Below are 16515 nucleotides of genomic sequence, written 5' to 3' on the forward strand. Positions count from 1 at the left end.
AATATAGTTTATGTACTCACTTGCGGCGCATTGAAATATTTTAGGCGTAAGGCATTACCCAATACAAAAACAGAAGATAATGCCATGGCACCCGCTGCAAAGATGGGTGACAGTAAAATACCAAATGCAGGATACAATACCCCCGCCGCAATAGGGATCAAGGCAATATTATAAACAAACGCCCAAAACAGGTTTTGTCGAATGTTACTAATGGTTGCCTTACTTAATGCGATTGCATTGGGTACACCCTGTAAATTACCTGACATCAATATAACTTCTGCTGCCTCAATCGCCACATCGGTACCTGTGCCTATTGCCAAGCCAACATCAGCTTGGGCCAAGGCTGGCGCATCATTAATACCGTCTCCAACAAATGCTACCCGACCATATTGCTGTTGCAACTGACGTACTACCTCAACTTTTCCATCAGGCAGAACTTCAGCCACGACCTGATCTATATGTAAACGCACAGCAATCGCTTGAGCAGTATGGCGATTATCACCTGTAATCATGGCTACCTTCAAACCCAACTGGTGTAAGGCATTAATGGCAGCATATGTGGTTTCCTTGATGGGGTCAGCAACAGCAATAATGGCTGCTAATTCATGGTTAATTGCCACATAGATTGGGGTTTTACCCTCTTGTCCCAAACGTGCTGCTTCCTGCTCAAAAGATGTAATATTAAGGCCCAACTGCTGCATGTAACGGTCAGCACCAATCTGGACACTCTGTCCTTCAACCTCTGCCTTAATGCCTGATCCTGTAACTGAATCAAAAGCTGTTACAGGCAACAGATTGATTTCTTGCTGCTCTGTAGCCTGAACAATTGCCAGTGCAATCGGGTGTTCAGATTTTGCTTCAACCGAGGCCACAATCTGTAAAACTTTCTTATGTTCAAAACCTTGCTGAACATGAAAATCGGTCAATAGTGGCCTGCCTTCAGTCAGTGTACCTGTTTTATCTACTGCAACAACCTTAACTTCCTGTAAAAGCTGAAGAGCCTCACCTTTACGGAATAACACACCCATTTCTGCACCGCGTCCTGTACCTACCATAATTGAGGTCGGGGTCGCTAGTCCCATTGCACAAGGGCAGGCAATAATCAATACTGCCACTGCATTCACCAAACTAAAAGTTAAGGCAGGTTCTGGGCCGAAAATAAACCAGACAATAAAAGTCAGCGTAGCTAACAGCATTACCATTGGAACAAACCACATCGTGACTTTATCAACCAACATCTGAATAGGGAGCTTGGAGCCTTGAGCCTGCTCAACCATACGAATGATTTGTGCCAATACAGACGACTCGCCAATCGCAGTTGCCCGAATATTTAATGTTCCGTTCTGGTTGATTGTCCCGCCTACAACCTGGTCTCCCGAATGTTTTTCTACAGGAACAGGCTCACCTGTAATCATGGACTCATCAATATAGCTTCGGCCTTCCACTACTTCCCCATCAACAGGCACACGTTCGCCAGGACGAATCTCAACAATCGTGTCAGTAGTCACCTCTGCAACTGGTACTTCTATCACCTGCCCATCACGGTAAATACGCGCTGTTTTAGCCTGCATTCCTATTAAATGTTGAATAGCCTGTGAAGTACGTCCTTTAGCTTTTGCCTCTAAATAGCGTCCTAATAAAATCAAGCTCACAATCACGGCTGCTGCCTCATAATAGACATGCACTGTGCCTTGAGGCAGTATTTCTGGAATAAAGGTTGCAACCAGTGAGAAACTATATGCAGCCAGCGTTCCAACAGCAACTAGAGAATTCATGTCTGGTGCCAAACGGAACAGGGCCGGAATTCCTTTCTGGTAAAAACGTCGGCCTGGAAATATGAGTACTAGTGTGGTTAGAACAAATTGAATCAGCCAGTTCGGTTGATGACCAATATATTCCATTACCCACATGTGAAAGGCTGGAATCATATGCGAACCCATTTCCAAAATGAAAACAGGCAGAGCTAAAATCAAGGAAAGAATTAAATCACGTTTAAGCTGTTGCTGTTCTGAGGCCTTTTTGCCCTGTTGTTCATTTTGATCTTGCTCAACCAGCTTGGCAGTGTAGCCAGCCTTTTGTACAGCCTGAATCAAGTCATTAATCTGTAATTGAGTATTGCCTTGTACCCAAGCCCGTTCAGTTGCAAGATTGACATTGGCCTGTTGTACACCTGTCACCTTTTTTAAGGCTTTTTCTACTCTTGCTACACAAGAGGCACAAGTCATCCCATCAATTTCAAGTTCTATGGGCTGCGTAGCACTAACTTCATAGCCAGCTCGCTCTACGGCTTTAGTCAATACCATAAGGTCTAAAGGCTCAGAAGAAGAAACCACGGCCTTTTCAGTGGCCAGATTAACCTGGGCACTTTCAACGCCCTCCACTTTCTTCAATGCCTTTTCCACACGCCCAACACAGGAAGCACAGGTCATACCGGTGATGGATAATGTTTCACGATAGGGAGAAGGTTTTATATTTTTTGAATCCATAACAACCTCTGTCATGACAATCTTTAAGGTGCAGCATACAGATTGACATCATGGTAAGGTCAAGCAAATTTTTTAAAAGAATACACTTGACCTTACCATCATGGAAAGGTTTAAACTTTGCTTGAAGTGATGTTCTATTTGGAGAAAATCCATGAAATTATTGATTGAAAATATGACTTGTGGGGGCTGCGCCCGTGGTGTGACTGCAACCATTCATGAAATAGACCCTAGTGCCAAAGTTGATATTGATTTAGCGACCAAGGTCGTCAGTGTAGAATCAATCGAAAGTATCGACAAGATTACAAATGCTTTAGCAGAAGATGGTTTTCCAGCAAAATCTCAATAAAATATTTGCTCACTTAACGCCTTATTTTTAGAAAAATAGGGCGCTAAGACCTAATAAAAACAAATAGTTTTTATACTAAACAATAGATAAAGCAGTATCATGTCAATCATGTATGACTATATTCTAATTTAGCGCTCAGGTTGTTTACTGTTGTTTTTATTTATACTCCAATCAATACTTATATTGCGCAGTGCTTATTCTCTCTTCATTTTATCAAAAGATTTTTCAGTTTATCCAGACCAAATTCTTTAGTTGAATTAAGATATAAAGTCCCTTTTGCTTCTTATCATCTTTTCAGAACTTATGATCTTTCTATTGCCTGTACTCTCCTGTTCTTTTATTAAAAACAACTTAGTCTTCAATTATTTTTATTAAATAAAACTTAATTACTTCATTTAAGACGAATATTTTACTATTAGCTTTTAACACTTATTTTTACTCATCAATCATTTAATTTAGGAACAGTAAGTGCCTTGGAAATATAATCCCTTTACTCGCTATAGTCCTATGCACACCTTGACTAGAGATATATTTACAAAGTTATATAAATTATTATTTTTATAGCATTAAATCAAAATTTTAACTCTCACCTTGCCCTAAACAACTCTTCACCCATATTCACTAAAATCTTTTTTATTAGTATCACTCAATTTCATATTATTTATGATACAAACTGACAGAGCAGACTTTTTGTTGTTAATTTACTCACTCATATGAGCAATCCTTTTTGTGAATCTATATGGATTTGTTAATATGACACCCGTAGAGTGCCTTCGTACTCTCACATACTGTTGACTCAATTTTAATATAGAAGAAGATATACTTTTTCTCTTCGTTCAGGTCAGGTACGCATCGAATTGGTTAGACAGCCAAAATTCCTAGAAAACTAAATTTATTTTATAAATTTAAGGATTTACATACATGAATAGCACAGAAATAATGGCTGACCTCTCCCCCCATACTCCTATGATGCAGCAGTACTTAAAAGTCAAAATGCAACATAACCATGCCTTGTTATTTTATCGTATGGGTGATTTTTATGAATTATTCTTTGATGATGCTCATAAGGCCGCCAAACTTCTTGGAATTACCTTAACCCATCGCGGTAAAGCTAACGGCAACCCTATACCGATGGCGGGCGTACCTTATCATTCTGCAGAGGGCTATCTGGCGCGTCTGGTTAAAGCTGGCGAAACAGTCGCCATTTGTGAACAGGTGGGTGAAGTTACAGGCAAGGGTCCTGTAGAGCGTAAGGTTGTACGTATTTTAACACCAGGTACACTAACTGATGATGCTCTGTTAAGTTCTTATCAAAGCTCTAATCTGGTCGCCTTATGTTTTCAGCAGAACCAGGTGGGTATTGCCTTACTGGATTTAAGCGCGGGTATCTTTAAAGTTCAACAGCAGGAATACAGAGCAGAACAATTGGCAATTGAACTTTCCCGTTTAATGCCAAGCGAAATTCTGGTCGATGAAGATCTCGTCGATGCCAATATTATTGAGCAAATCAAGAAACAGATTGATTGTCCAGTCACTAAGCGTCCAAATGTTGATTTTAATTTAAATAATGCGCAAAAAACGTTGTGCGACCAGTTTGCCGTGTCCACTTTGTCCGGTTTTGGTATTGATCATCTACCTCTAGCGAAGGCCGCCGCCGCCGCCCTCATTCACTATGCGAAAGAGACACAAAAAACGGCTCTGCCACATATTCGGTCTATCCGTCTGGAACAGAGCAGTGATTTTATTGCGCTTGACCCGGTTACACGGCGCAATCTGGAAATTATTGATCCGTTGTTTGAGCATGGTACATCATTATTTCATCTCATTAATGAGTGTCAGACTGCAATGGGTTCACGGTTACTCAGCCGCACCTTAATGCAGCCCATACGTGATACAGTCATTTTAGAAGCTCGGCTTGATGCCATTGAGCAACTGGTTAAGGGCTATCATGAAGCTCCTGTAAGGTTGGTTTTAAAAGAAATCAGTGATATCGAACGGGTATTAAGCCGTATTGCCCTAGGCACTGCACGTCCCCGTGATCTGGTACAGTTGCGTCAGGCATGTAGCCAAATCCCTTTTTTACGTCATGCATTACAGCCAGTAATTGATAGTAAAAAATCAAAAATGCTTCATCAGCTTTATCAGGAGCTCGGTGATTTTAAGGTCTTATCTGAACGCTTAAGTTCAGCAATTGTTGAAAATCCGCCAGTATTATTACGTGACGGCAATGTAATAGCCGAAGGGTTTGATCATGAGTTAGATGAGCTACGTAAAATTCGTGACCATGCCGGCCAGTTTCTGATCGACCTGGAAATTCAGGAACGTGAACAGACAGGTATTTCTACACTTAAGATTGGTTATAACCGGGTCAGCGGCTATTACATTGAACTTACCCGTGCACAGGCAGAGCAGGCACCCGAGCATTATATTCGTCGTCAGACCCTAAAGAATGCTGAGCGTTACATCACCCCAGAACTCAAAAGCTTTGAAGATAAAGTGCTTTCTAGCGAATCGCGTGCTTTGGCACGTGAGAAACTCCTGTTTGAATTACTACTTGAAGAACTGCGTCAGGATATTGCCAGTCTGCAAGTTATGAGCAGTGCTATAGCCCAGATAGACCTGCTGGCCAACTTTGCCTATCAGGCCCGCTTAAAAAGCTGGAACCGCCCGGAGTTTTCACCTGAAGTTGGGATCAAGATTATAGCTGGGCGTCATCCGGTCGTAGAAAGTTTAAGTAAAACCCCTTATACCCCAAATGATACTTCTCTGGATTTTAATCATCGCATGGCGATTATTACTGGTCCGAATATGGGAGGTAAATCAACTTTCATGCGCCAAACTGCGCTAATCAGCCTATTGGCATATTGCGGCAGTTTCGTACCGGCACAGTCTGCACGACTCGGACCAATTGACCGGATTTTTACTCGCATCGGTTCAGCAGATGATTTGTCATCGGGTAAATCCACTTTCATGGTAGAGATGACAGAAACCTCTCAGATTCTGCATCACGCTACCAGTCAGTCTTTAGTACTTATGGACGAAGTTGGCCGTGGAACCAGCACTTATGATGGACTGTCTTTAGCATGGGCGTGTGTACTGGACTTAACCAAACGTATTAAATGCCTGTGTCTGTTTGCTACCCACTATTTTGAGTTAACCGAGCTTGGCCAAGAAGCTGGTATAGATAACTATCATGTAACAGCCAAAGAAATGAATGGCAATCTGATTCTTCTACACAAGGTACAGCCTGGACCAGCAAGCCAGAGTCACGGCTTACAAGTAGCTAAACTTGCGGGTATCCCCGCCAGTGTAATTAAAGAAGCACAAAAACGCCTCAAAATTCTGGAAAAGCAGCAGCAACAGCATTTACAGACAGTGGTACAAAATGATCTGTTTGATGTAATTCCCCTCGTAGTTTCTCCTGTCACGGAGACGATAACTGAGGTTGAAAAAACTTCTCCTGTACTAGAGTCTTTAGAACAGCTTGATATCGATAGTCTTTCTCCACGGGAAGCTTTGGCTCAGCTCTATAAACTCAAAGATCAGCTTGAGCAGACGATGAGTAAAGGCTAAAAACAGACCACAAATCTGAATATAAAAATCGCACTATTCAGTGCGATTTTTATATATTGCTATTTCTACCTGCATTCTGTACAGCTTATCTATTTTCAAGTCTATAATTTATAAAATTAAATTTATCTTTATCTCGTTATAAGATAAATGCAGACATCTTTATGCAGATAAGACCAAGAATCTTGGGTTCTATTTCCAGATTATTTTTTTACACTCCTTGAGTTGACCACTTAAACAGTATAATTGATCAGGAATTTAAACTTCTCTCATAAATCTTAACTTCTATTACAACAATCAATCCTGAGCTTGGAATCAGTAATAGATTTTCAAGCTACAATAAAATAACTCGGCCAAGAATTAATCTTAAAAAATATTGGTATAAATAAGGCATTATTTTTTATAGATCTTACTGTTCATTTTTAGACGAAATTTACTCCTGTACTCTTTATTGGTAGTTATGCTCTTGTTTTTGAATTGCTATTTTTATGAAATTTTTCAAGAAATATAGAACTGTTTTGCTTAGTACTGTTTAAATATCAATATTCTAATTGTATTTCATGCATATAAATAACAAATATCAATAAAAGGAATTGTTAGTAGAGTAGATTTTTGCCTAAAATAGCGCATTACTCATTAGAACCGTATTTTTAGGTAGCTGTCGCCATGACCTTTGTTGTCACTGAAAACTGTATTAAATGTAAATATCAAGACTGTGTAGAAGTTTGCCCGGTAGACTGCTTCTATGAAGGTCCGAATTTCCTGGTTATTAATCCTGATGAATGTATTGACTGTGCTCTGTGCGAACCAGAATGCCCGGCCAATGCAATTTTCTCTGAGGATGAACTTCCAGAAGGTCAGGAAGTGTTTATCGAACTTAATGCAGACCTTTCACAAAAATGGCCAAATATTACTCAAATTGGTGAACAGCCAGCAGACCGTGAAGAGTGGAATGGCAAACCGGACAAGCTCCAGTATCTTGAGAAATAAAATGAGAAAAGATCAGCATAAGCTGATCTTTTTTTATACTCAAATTAAACATTAGATTGCAATTTTTCCCATTTTTCCCGACATTTTTGAATTAGAATAGATATCCAATTTATAAGTAATTGATTTTTCGATGAAGCATTTATTGAAAGGTATAATGGCAATTGGCATTATGCCTTTGGTGATGAGTGGTTGTGTTACTGCGCCGCAACAAGGCAATATGGCCCATCCACATGGAAAACGTATTTTTATACCACAGGAACGCGTGATTATTGAACGTCTGATTCCACCTAAAGTTGTTCCTAATTCTTACCAAACCTGGCTTGCTTCAGGCGATAATCTTAGACGTGTGCGCGAGTATGAACAGTTTCTGGAACGCAATAACGTCGGCAATATTATCCCCAGTTTTGAACTCATGCGTACTGCCCGTGACTGGCAAAAATGTGGCCGCTCACAATATGCCATCCCAAATCGTGAATTATGGAATAACCAGCTGGCAACTATACGTATATTTAAATACTTGGTAGCGTCTAAAATTCTGACCGATTTTGAAGTGACTTCAGTCTATCGGGATTTACCTTTAAATCAATGTGCTGGTGGGGCCAATTCTTCACGCCATTTGTTCAATTCAGCTATAGATTTTCGTATAGGGCCAGAGTTTCCTCAACCTGAAGATTATGCTTTCATTGAAAATACCAAATTTAAATTATGCCAATTCTGGTCTCAGCATGGGCAAAGCTTTAATATGGGACTTGGTCTGTATGCCTCTGGACAAATTCACATTGATACTCATGGTTACCGTACTTGGGGACCAGATCTGACCCGTAACAGTTCAATGTGTCATTTCTAATTGAATTTCTGTCAGATACAGGAGGTTTATGCCTCCTTTTTTACAATCAGAAATTGCAGAAAAAACCAGCAAATCTTTTTAAGGTAAATTGAACTCTGACTAGAAAGGCTTACAATTGCCTCAATGAAAATACAGGTGATCAAATTATGCAGCAGATGTGGACAGAGGTTGACCAATTTATTGATTCACATTTAATTCCCGATGATCCATGTTTAGGACGGACTGTAGATAATACAGCACGTCGAGGTCTGCCTGAACATCTGGCAGTTGCCCCTAATCAGGGAATGCTTCTGCAAATGTTGATCCAGATGAACAATTGCAAGCGAATTCTGGAACTGGGTACTTTTGCTGCTTATAGTACAGTCTGGTTAGCCAGAGCACTGGGTGATGAAGGTTATGTGCTTACTATCGAAGGCCGTGAAGCTCATGCTGCTGTCGCACAGGAAAATATCGAGCATTCCGGACTGGCAGCTCAAATTGATTTAAAAGTTGGACGTGCTGCTGATATTTTAAATGAATTAATTGAACAGAATGCCGAACCTTTTGATTTTATTTTTATCGATGCTGACAAACAGAGTTATTCTGAATACCTGGAATTAAGCTTGAACCTTTCACGTTCAGGGACTTTAATTTTCATGGACAATGTCATACGTGCCGGTGAAATCATCAATCCTGAAAATAAAAAACCAAGTATTGAGGGTATCCGCGATTTGTTTGAGGCCTTAAAAAATCACCCACGGCTTCTATCTTCTACAGCTCTACAAACAGTCGGGAGTAAAGGTCACGATGGGTTTGCATTAGCTATTGTAAAATAAAAACTCAAAAGCATAAAAAACAATCACTATAAAAAATTTTTTAAATTCCAATATATTACATATACTGTCCATATAGTTATCCACAGTAATTGCGGATAACTATATGGACTTTTTTAATACTATTTAAAACTTTACAACTTATTCTAAATATATTAATGGCTAAATAGATTGGTCTTTAAAGACCAATTATTTTGCTACTAATAGCGGAACTGTCGCGTTACGGAAAATAGTTGTAGCGATGCTGCCCAAGAAAAATTGCCGAATTTTACTCTGACTAAACGCTCCCAGAACAATGATCTGAATTCCATGTTCACGCTGATAATCTAAAATATTTTCTGCTACATCTCCATAGCGATATTCTACTACAACATCGAGCCCTGCATTCTTCAAGAACTGAGTAGGCTCATTTAGAACCTCGGGTTGGTCACCTACATAAAGCAAATGGCATTGTAACTGTCTAAGCAGGTCACTCACTGCAATGCGGCGCATCATGGCAAGACAGGTCGGTGAATACTCATAAGCAAAAATAAACCGTGTTGGTGGCTTAAACGTTTCACCTACCGTCATTACCGTACTTCTTACACCACGGATAAAATTTTCAACGTTACTGCCAATTGCTTTGTTACGTTCAGCAGAGCGTTCACCCACACGGCCAATCACAACAATATCTTCTTCATGAAGCAAATTGAAACTCTGCTCCAGAAAATCTCCCTTTTCCTGAATTTTAGTGCAGGTAATACCATATTTTTCTTGAATCAGATTGGAAATATGTTTAAGCAGATTATTACTATAATCCATGGCAAGTTCACTTTGTTTCTGTTCAAGCTCTGCCAGTTCTTTCAAGAGCATGGCATTACTTTCAAAGCCGATTACGCCACTAATTTCTCCCAAATGATAACTGGCAGGGTAATAATCCAGAATCTGTAATAGCACTAGTTCTCGTTGTGTTTTCGATGCTATCCAGGCAGCTGCCTCAGCAATTGCATTGATACATGGAGATGAGTCAATACATGCAATTACACGGTTCATTTTACGCCTCTCTTTAGGTCTTAACGCCCAATATGTTTTAATGTCATAAATTAAGCTATCACAAAGCAAGTACTTTATGCGTTAATTTTTTAAACTGGAAAACCTGCCAGTAAAATAATCATTTATAAATATTCTATATTAGAATGCAGTTTTTATTTCCGATAGCGAATCAGTTTAGCAGGATTTCCTGCCACAATTTCACAGGTAGCCACATCATGTGTCACCATACTATTCATACCGACTACTGCATGTGCTCCTATTTTGATACCATCTTTTACACCAACATGTGCACCTAACCACACATCTTTCCCAATTTCAATTCCCTGAGAACGCACCGGTTGCTGGTAGATCGCCTGTTCAAGTGCCATACCATGATCAAATGCATACAGATGACAATAAGCAGCAATCCTGACCTGATCGTGTAGACGGATTCCAGCACGACCACCATCTAAAATACAATGGTGATTAATCGCGACTTCCTGCCCGATCTCAATTGGGCCATGTAAGGTACAGTCTGCTGCAATAAAACTATGATCGCCAATAATAATCTTGCGTCCCGGTTCGGCAAAAATATGGGCAAGTGGTGAAATAAAGCAGTTTTTACCAATCTCTACTGTTTCCATTTCCATCAGATAAGCCTGATATTCCTGCTGCCATGCTTCGGCCCAGGCCCGATGCTTGGGCTTTAACGTATAGTACAGCCAAGGCATATAATTCAGGCGGTGCTTATGCTGATCTCTATATTTTAGTAAAGGATCCTGTTCAGGCATGCTCCTGCTCCTGTAATTTTAGCTGTTCCCGTCCCCGGCTAATATCTTGAAGTTTTAAATTAAAGGAATGAATCTGATGCACCTGCAAAAGTAGCTCTACTTCTACTCCTGTAGCTGTATAATTTTCCTGAAACTCAATCTGCTGCTGGTTAAGTTCATATTGCAATATAGCCCATTCATTAAAATGACAGCAGAAGTAAGCCTGTTTTTTCTCAATTACTTCAACCTTTTCTGCCAGCAGCAGGCACTGTCCAGCACATCCACCATAAGCCCGTACCAGCCCTCCTGTGCCCAGCTTGATTCCACCATACCAGCGGTTAACCAAGACAATAACATTGGTAAGTTCATTCCCTTCAATAGTGGCAAGAATAGGACGGCCTGCTGTTCCCGAAGGTTCCCCGTCATCATTAAAACGGATTTGATGCCCAATTTTCCAAGCCCAGCACTGATGAGTAGTACTATGATCTTTATAAGTTTCAAGAAAATCTTTTACTGCCTGTTCATTATCTACAGGCGCAGCAATTGCAAGGAACCGACTCTTTTTAATTTCTTCTTCAAACTGGACTGGGGAGGAAATTGTAAACGGCATATCACCATCACATGTTGCAACAAATATTAAGTATAACCGGTTTAATTTTAAAAATAAAAAAGCCTCCCTCAGAAGGCTTTTCAAAGTAAGTTTCTTAACGTTCCCGTAGAGCTTCCTTAGCTTTATTAAATGGTTTAAGCAGATAGTCCAATACTGTTTTCTGTCCGGTACGAATATCTACCGTTGCCACCATCCCCGGAGTAATTCCGAAACTCTGCCCGGCCTTATTGATCAGCTTGTCCGTAGCGGTACGGATGTAAACCCGGTAGTAAAACTGGTCCTGCTTCACTTCATCACGAATGGTATCCGGTGAAATTACGGTTACCTTCCCCTTGAGTCCACCGTAAATTGAATAGTCATAGGCCGTGATTTTTACCAGCGCATCCTGTCCCGGCCGAATAAAGGCAATATCCCTGGGAGAGATGCGTGCTTCGATCAACAGCTGTTCATCCAGGGGAACAATCGTCATCAGCTTACCGTTTTGCGGCACTACCCCACCGCGGGTCATTACATCAATTTCCTTTACAATTCCACGGACCGGCGCCTTGAAAGTGGTACGCTGCAGAGTATCAGATTTACCTTTGACCACCTGCTGCTGGGTTTCAATATCTGTGTTGGCTTTGGCCAGTTCCTCTCGTGCTTTTACATAGTACTGGTTACGCAAATCATTCATCTGGTTTTGCAGATCATTGGCTTCACGCTTTAAACGCAGGACTTCAACTTCGCTGGCTGCACCTTTGGCGACTAGCGGCTCGGTCATAACCAGTTCCTGCCTGACCAGCTCCAATGCCTGTTTAAGTCCCGACATGGACTGTTCCAGATTGCTGCGCCTTGAATAATAGAGCGCAGTTTCTTCCTGAACCAGTGCCGGTACTTTACGTACACTTTCCGGAAATGATAATGGCGTACCATTTACCTCAGAGCGCAAGCGTGCCGCAGTTGCCTGTGCCGAAACCAGCAGCGACTCGGACTCTCCTACATTGGAAGCAAAGCGGGTTGGGTCAAGCTGGGCCAGTACCTGTCCCTGCTCGACAATATCACCTTCCTTAACGTTGAGACGGGTCAATATGCCACCTTCCAAGGACTGAATTACCTGTTCTTTCGATGACGCAATCACCTTTCCGGTTCCGGTTGAGACCTCCTCAAGTTTAAACAACCAGGCCCAGACCAGCAGTACCAGCAGACATAAGCCGACAATCCAGATTACCAGACTTGATTTGGGTAAGGGAGGCTCCCGGTAAGAGACTGTCATAGAACGTTGCAGTTCAGGTTTGTGATCACTCATGCCTGGCCTCCTTGAATGGTCTTATGGGGCTGCGCTGCTACAGTTTGCTGCAGGATCTGGTCTCTCGGCCCGTCCATCATGATCCGGCCCTCATTTATAATGATAATCCGGTCTACCAGTTCCAGCACTGCACGCCGGTGGGTTGCCACGATCAGGGTACGGTGTGACAGCCAGCCCTTAAGGTGGTCAATCAGCTGTTTTTCTGAAACGTCATCAATAGAAGCAGTAGGTTCATCCAGCAATAAAATATTAGGCTGGCGAATCAGTAACCGGGCTAATAATAATGCCTGACGCTGCCCACCCGAAAACCCGATTCCCCCTTCCAGAATAATATGGTCCAAGCCTTCTTTTTTCTCTTTAATAAAATGCAATGCACCGGTAATTGCCAGTGCCTTTAACACATCCTCATCGCTGGCCAGAGGCGCACCTAAAGTCAGGTTTTCGCGGATAGTGCCATAAAACAGGTGAGCATTCTGGTTAAGCAAAGCTACATCGCGGCGTACATCTGACGGGTCAATCAGGTTCAGGTCTAATCCATCCAGGTCAATGTTCCCTTGCAGGGGAACCTGCATTCCGGCCAGCAACTGTAGCAAAGTCGTTTTACCGGCACCATTGCGACCAAGTATGGCAATCTTTTCACCTTCACGGATACTGAGCTTTGGAATCATCAGGCTGGGTTTCGGGTCATCTTCACCATATTTAAAGACTATGCCGTTGAGTTCATAATTGCCATATAGTACAGGCCGGTGAATCAGACTGGCCCGCTCAGGCTGATCTACCGGTTTTTTCATTAGCTCATCCAGACTCTGTTTAGCTACTTTAGCCTGCTGCAAACGTCCCAGCACACCTGTAATCTGTGAAATTGGCGCCAGCATACGTGAAGACAGAATCGAGCACGCTACCAGTGCACCAGTAGTCATGTCACCTTCCATTACGGCAAAGGCACCGACCAGCACTACAATGGCATAAGTCAGTCCTTGGATTTTCTGGGTCCAGACTGTCATTACGCCAACAATCTTGCGCTGTTTCATACTGACATCGGCAGAGACTTCATTCATATGGTTCCACTGGTTCTGAAAGCGGGATTCTGCCCGTAGCAGCTTGATATCTTCAATTCCCTGTACGGCTTCAACCAGTATGGCATTTCGGATAGAGGATTCACGCATGCCTTCCTGGGCAAGCTTGGCCAGCGGCTTCTGGGCCAGAATACCGGGAATAATCATCAGCGGTACCACTAGCAGCATCACCCAGAACAGGTTGCCACCGATGATCCAGAAGATAACCAGAAACAGAAAGAAAAAAGGTAAATCGGCAATGGCACTGATTGTGGTTGAGGTGACCAGCTCCCTTACACCTTCGAGCTCACGTATCTGGGAGATAAAAGTTCCGGTTGATTTTGAACGTTCGCTGTTTTTAATTCGTAATGCATGGCCAAATACTCGATCCGAAACTTTGAGGTCAGCACGTTTGCCAATAATATCGGACAGGTAAACCCGGGCAACCCGCATAATAAATTCAAAGATCGCAGCAATCAGTACCCCTCCAGCCAGAACCCATAAAGTTGGAATGGATTGGGAAGGTACCACCCGGTCATAAACCTGCATGGAAAAGATAATAGTCGCCAGTGCCAGAATATTTGCCATGAGAGAGGCAAACATAATGTCGATATAACGTTTCCAGTCCTTGAGGACAATGCTCCAGAACCAGTTAGCTTCATAAGGCTTGATATATTCATCAATCCGCGCATCAGGTACCGAACTCTCAGGCCGGAGGATGTAAACAGTTTTAATGACTGGCTGTAGCTCATCTACTTTAAAACTTTGCGCCAGGCCCTGATCGCCACTCAGCTGTATACTGACATTACCGGCGGTGTCGGCCTTGTCAATCACACCCACCTGTCCATTCTGGAATTCAACCAGAACCGGCAAACGCCAGGGATTCAGTATATCGGGCGTAAATTTGCTCTTACGTAAGCTTAAACCTACCTGACGAGTCATCAATAACAGAACCTCATCCAGAGTCTGGATCTGGTTCCAGTCCAGCTGCAAACGAATGCGCTCTTCAGAGGTTTCAATACGGTAATGTCGGGCAACCGTCATTACGCCCTGTAGCCAAGGCTGGTAATTTATTTTTGTACTCATGGCTGAATTTCAAGTCCCTGAATCGAAATATTATTTAAGTCATAGACATCACGTGAACGTCCTGTTGCCGCGATATTCTGAACAATACTGTCATAAATGTCATAACGGGCGATTTCAATCTCTGAAGCCGAGGAATGGATGGATTGTTCGGCATTGAGCAAATCCACTACCGTTCGCGTTCCAAGTTTATACTGTTCCTGATAGAGCTCTTTTGTCCGCACAGTGGTAGCCTGTCTTGCAACGAGTACCTGCATCTGTCTCTGCTTGTTTTCAACCTGTTCACGGGTGGTCCGTACCTGATCCAGCACATCAAGATAAACTGCATTAACTCTGGCCCGGGCTGCCTGCTCCGCATAACCCGCTGCACGTGTCTGCGAAGTTACTGCCCCGCCCTGATAAAAGTTGCTGGTAGCCTCTAGCATGACAGAACTGTAGAGCCCATCATCTTCATTATTATTGGGATTCTGGCCATTAACTGCCTGGCTCAGCGAACCTCTAACATTCAAGGTTGGATAACGGCTTAACCGGGTTTGTTCTCTTTGCGATTTTGCAATTTCGACCTGTGCCTGAGCAACCATCATCTGCGGGATCGTAGTAAATTGTGGCTCTTCATATAATGCTGATCGGGCTACTAGTGTTTCTGGTATGATCCAGCCAGTGTGGCTGACTTCAAAACCCAGCAAGGTGCGCAGCCGTTGCTGATACTGCCGCAGAAAAGACTGCTGCGCGATTAGATTTGCCTGGGCAGATTCAAGATAAGACTGGGCCTGTACCGGATCAGCCTGACTGCTGATACCTGCTTTAGCGCGCAGGTTAGCTATCTCCAGAATATATTGAATACCGCTGATCTGCTGCTGGGCAATCCGGCTAAGCTCCTGATACCGCTTAACATTAATCACGGCATTAGCAACTTCAAGTGCAATCTCATCAATACTGACCAGCACATTAGCCTGTTCAGCCTGTAATCGGGCTTGTTCAGTATTCACACCAGAGCGGACCTTGCCAAAATCGTAGAGCATCTGAATGGCATTCAGGCTCAGCAACTGTCGGCCCCGCTCTCCTGTGGTCATGTCACCCGTACTTAAACCACCTGAAAGCTGTGGATAATAGCCAGCCTTGGCCACATCAATATTGGCATTTTGTGCAGCAACAGACGAAATACTCTGAGTGATTTGCGGATTACGCTGCACAGCCAGTCGCACCGCTTCAATCAGTGAAAGCTCTGTGGAGACTTGAGTCGAAACAGACGCCGGACTAGCTGAACCCACTACAGGCAACTCCTGAATAGCAGACCGATCCAGCTGAAAATTGCTAAGTTCTGCAATATTTACCTGTCGATATGATTCATTCTGCTGAGGTGAGAACAACTGGACAAGATTGGTTTTTAAAGTATGGTAACTTTCACCAGGAGTGGCGGCATTTAAGATAGTTAAAGGTGCTAGGGTTAAACATAGAACCGCAGGTATTAATCCATTAACTTTTTTATTAATTACTTTATTCTTCATAAAAGGGTTACAGTGTTGAACGCTTTGCTATAGGTATAATTTGGAACTTTTACATTTTACATATTTTTAATAACTGAACCGTAATTTTTGTTAAATAGTTTTACTAGTTTTTAAAATTGTAATTAAGGAAAAAGCTCACAAG

At 42.3% G+C, this 16515-nt stretch carries 12 protein-coding genes; 5 read left to right on the plus strand and 7 right to left on the minus strand.

Features of this window, described 5'->3' with window-relative positions:
• Nucleotides 1-8 precede the first annotated feature (8 nt).
• The gene (locus tag ABZP31_RS08835) at nucleotides 9-2486 is read right to left on the minus strand and encodes a heavy metal translocating P-type ATPase (protein WP_005404460.1); all 2478 of its coding nucleotides are present in this window, start codon (nucleotides 2484-2486) and stop codon (nucleotides 9-11) included.
• A gap of 151 nt (nucleotides 2487-2637) precedes the next feature.
• Here ABZP31_RS08835 and ABZP31_RS08840 point away from each other — a divergent pair, with 151 nt between their 5' ends.
• From ABZP31_RS08840 to ABZP31_RS08860, 5 genes are all read left to right on the plus strand, one after another.
• Complete coding sequence (locus ABZP31_RS08840) at nucleotides 2638-2832, plus strand: heavy-metal-associated domain-containing protein (protein ID WP_005404459.1); 195 nt, start codon at nucleotides 2638-2640, stop codon at nucleotides 2830-2832.
• A 921-nt stretch (nucleotides 2833-3753) separates the two neighbouring features.
• Nucleotides 3754-6405 carry a DNA mismatch repair protein MutS gene (mutS, locus tag ABZP31_RS08845; RefSeq protein WP_005404458.1) on the plus strand — a complete coding sequence of 884 codons (2652 nt, stop codon included), beginning with the start codon at nucleotides 3754-3756 and terminating at the stop codon, nucleotides 6403-6405.
• 663 nt (nucleotides 6406-7068) lie between these two features.
• Nucleotides 7069-7392: a ferredoxin FdxA gene (gene fdxA, locus ABZP31_RS08850; protein ID WP_005019709.1), complete on the plus strand. Its 324-nt coding sequence runs from the start codon at nucleotides 7069-7071 to the stop codon at nucleotides 7390-7392.
• Nucleotides 7393-7522: 130 nt separating this feature from the next.
• Entirely contained in the window at nucleotides 7523-8239 is a 717-nt protein-coding gene (locus tag ABZP31_RS08855; RefSeq protein ID WP_005019708.1) for a D-Ala-D-Ala carboxypeptidase family metallohydrolase, read from the plus strand.
• 146 nt (nucleotides 8240-8385) lie between these two features.
• Nucleotides 8386-9054 (plus strand): O-methyltransferase, encoded by a 669-nt coding sequence (locus ABZP31_RS08860; RefSeq protein WP_005019707.1) that lies wholly within the window; start codon nucleotides 8386-8388, stop codon nucleotides 9052-9054.
• 186 nt (nucleotides 9055-9240) lie between these two features.
• On the opposite strand, the gene ABZP31_RS08865 is transcribed toward ABZP31_RS08860, so the two are convergent.
• From ABZP31_RS08865 to ABZP31_RS08890, 6 genes are all read right to left on the minus strand, one after another.
• Nucleotides 9241-10083, minus strand: coding sequence for a universal stress protein (locus ABZP31_RS08865; RefSeq protein WP_005404457.1), 843 nt, complete (start codon nucleotides 10081-10083; stop codon nucleotides 9241-9243).
• A 152-nt stretch (nucleotides 10084-10235) separates the two neighbouring features.
• Complete coding sequence (locus ABZP31_RS08870; protein ID WP_005404456.1) at nucleotides 10236-10853, minus strand: acyltransferase; 618 nt, start codon at nucleotides 10851-10853, stop codon at nucleotides 10236-10238.
• On the minus strand, nucleotides 10846-11442 hold the full coding sequence (locus tag ABZP31_RS08875) for a YigZ family protein (RefSeq protein WP_005019703.1): 597 nt from the start codon (nucleotides 11440-11442) through the stop codon (nucleotides 10846-10848). The genes ABZP31_RS08870 and ABZP31_RS08875 overlap by 8 nt, the downstream gene beginning before the upstream one ends.
• A 94-nt stretch (nucleotides 11443-11536) precedes the next feature.
• Nucleotides 11537-12727 (minus strand): HlyD family type I secretion periplasmic adaptor subunit, encoded by a 1191-nt coding sequence (locus ABZP31_RS08880; RefSeq protein ID WP_248134976.1) that lies wholly within the window; start codon nucleotides 12725-12727, stop codon nucleotides 11537-11539.
• A complete protein-coding gene (locus ABZP31_RS08885; protein ID WP_248134978.1) occupies nucleotides 12724-14868 on the minus strand; it encodes a type I secretion system permease/ATPase in 2145 nt (714 codons plus the stop codon). The genes ABZP31_RS08880 and ABZP31_RS08885 overlap by 4 nt, the downstream gene beginning before the upstream one ends.
• A complete protein-coding gene (locus ABZP31_RS08890) occupies nucleotides 14865-16373 on the minus strand; it encodes a TolC family protein (protein ID WP_248134980.1) in 1509 nt (502 codons plus the stop codon). Before ABZP31_RS08890 ends, ABZP31_RS08885 begins: the two co-directional genes overlap by 4 nt.
• Between the last annotated feature and the right edge of the window lie 142 nt (nucleotides 16374-16515).

Origin of the sequence: Acinetobacter sp. FL (assembly GCF_040744925.1) — a bacterium.
Taxonomy (GTDB): domain Bacteria; phylum Pseudomonadota; class Gammaproteobacteria; order Pseudomonadales; family Moraxellaceae; genus Acinetobacter; species Acinetobacter radioresistens.

Bases quoted from the DNA above. Each gene is read 5' to 3' on its own strand.
- ABZP31_RS08835 (WP_005404460.1), bottom strand. From the start codon at position 2,486: ATGGATTCAAAAAATATAAAACCTTCTCCCTATCGTGAAACATTATCC.
- ABZP31_RS08840 (WP_005404459.1), top strand. From the start codon at position 2,638: ATGAAATTATTGATTGAAAATATGACTTGTGGGGGCTGCGCCCGTGGT.
- mutS (WP_005404458.1), top strand. From the start codon at position 3,754: ATGAATAGCACAGAAATAATGGCTGACCTCTCCCCCCATACTCCTATG.
- fdxA (WP_005019709.1), top strand. From the start codon at position 7,069: ATGACCTTTGTTGTCACTGAAAACTGTATTAAATGTAAATATCAAGAC.
- ABZP31_RS08855 (WP_005019708.1), top strand. From the start codon at position 7,523: ATGAAGCATTTATTGAAAGGTATAATGGCAATTGGCATTATGCCTTTG.
- ABZP31_RS08860 (WP_005019707.1), top strand. From the start codon at position 8,386: ATGCAGCAGATGTGGACAGAGGTTGACCAATTTATTGATTCACATTTA.
- ABZP31_RS08865 (WP_005404457.1), bottom strand. From the start codon at position 10,083: ATGAACCGTGTAATTGCATGTATTGACTCATCTCCATGTATCAATGCA.
- ABZP31_RS08870 (WP_005404456.1), bottom strand. From the start codon at position 10,853: ATGCCTGAACAGGATCCTTTACTAAAATATAGAGATCAGCATAAGCAC.
- ABZP31_RS08875 (WP_005019703.1), bottom strand. From the start codon at position 11,442: ATGCCGTTTACAATTTCCTCCCCAGTCCAGTTTGAAGAAGAAATTAAA.
- ABZP31_RS08880 (WP_248134976.1), bottom strand. From the start codon at position 12,727: ATGAGTGATCACAAACCTGAACTGCAACGTTCTATGACAGTCTCTTAC.
- ABZP31_RS08885 (WP_248134978.1), bottom strand. From the start codon at position 14,868: ATGAGTACAAAAATAAATTACCAGCCTTGGCTACAGGGCGTAATGACG.
- ABZP31_RS08890 (WP_248134980.1), bottom strand. From the start codon at position 16,373: ATGAAGAATAAAGTAATTAATAAAAAAGTTAATGGATTAATACCTGCG.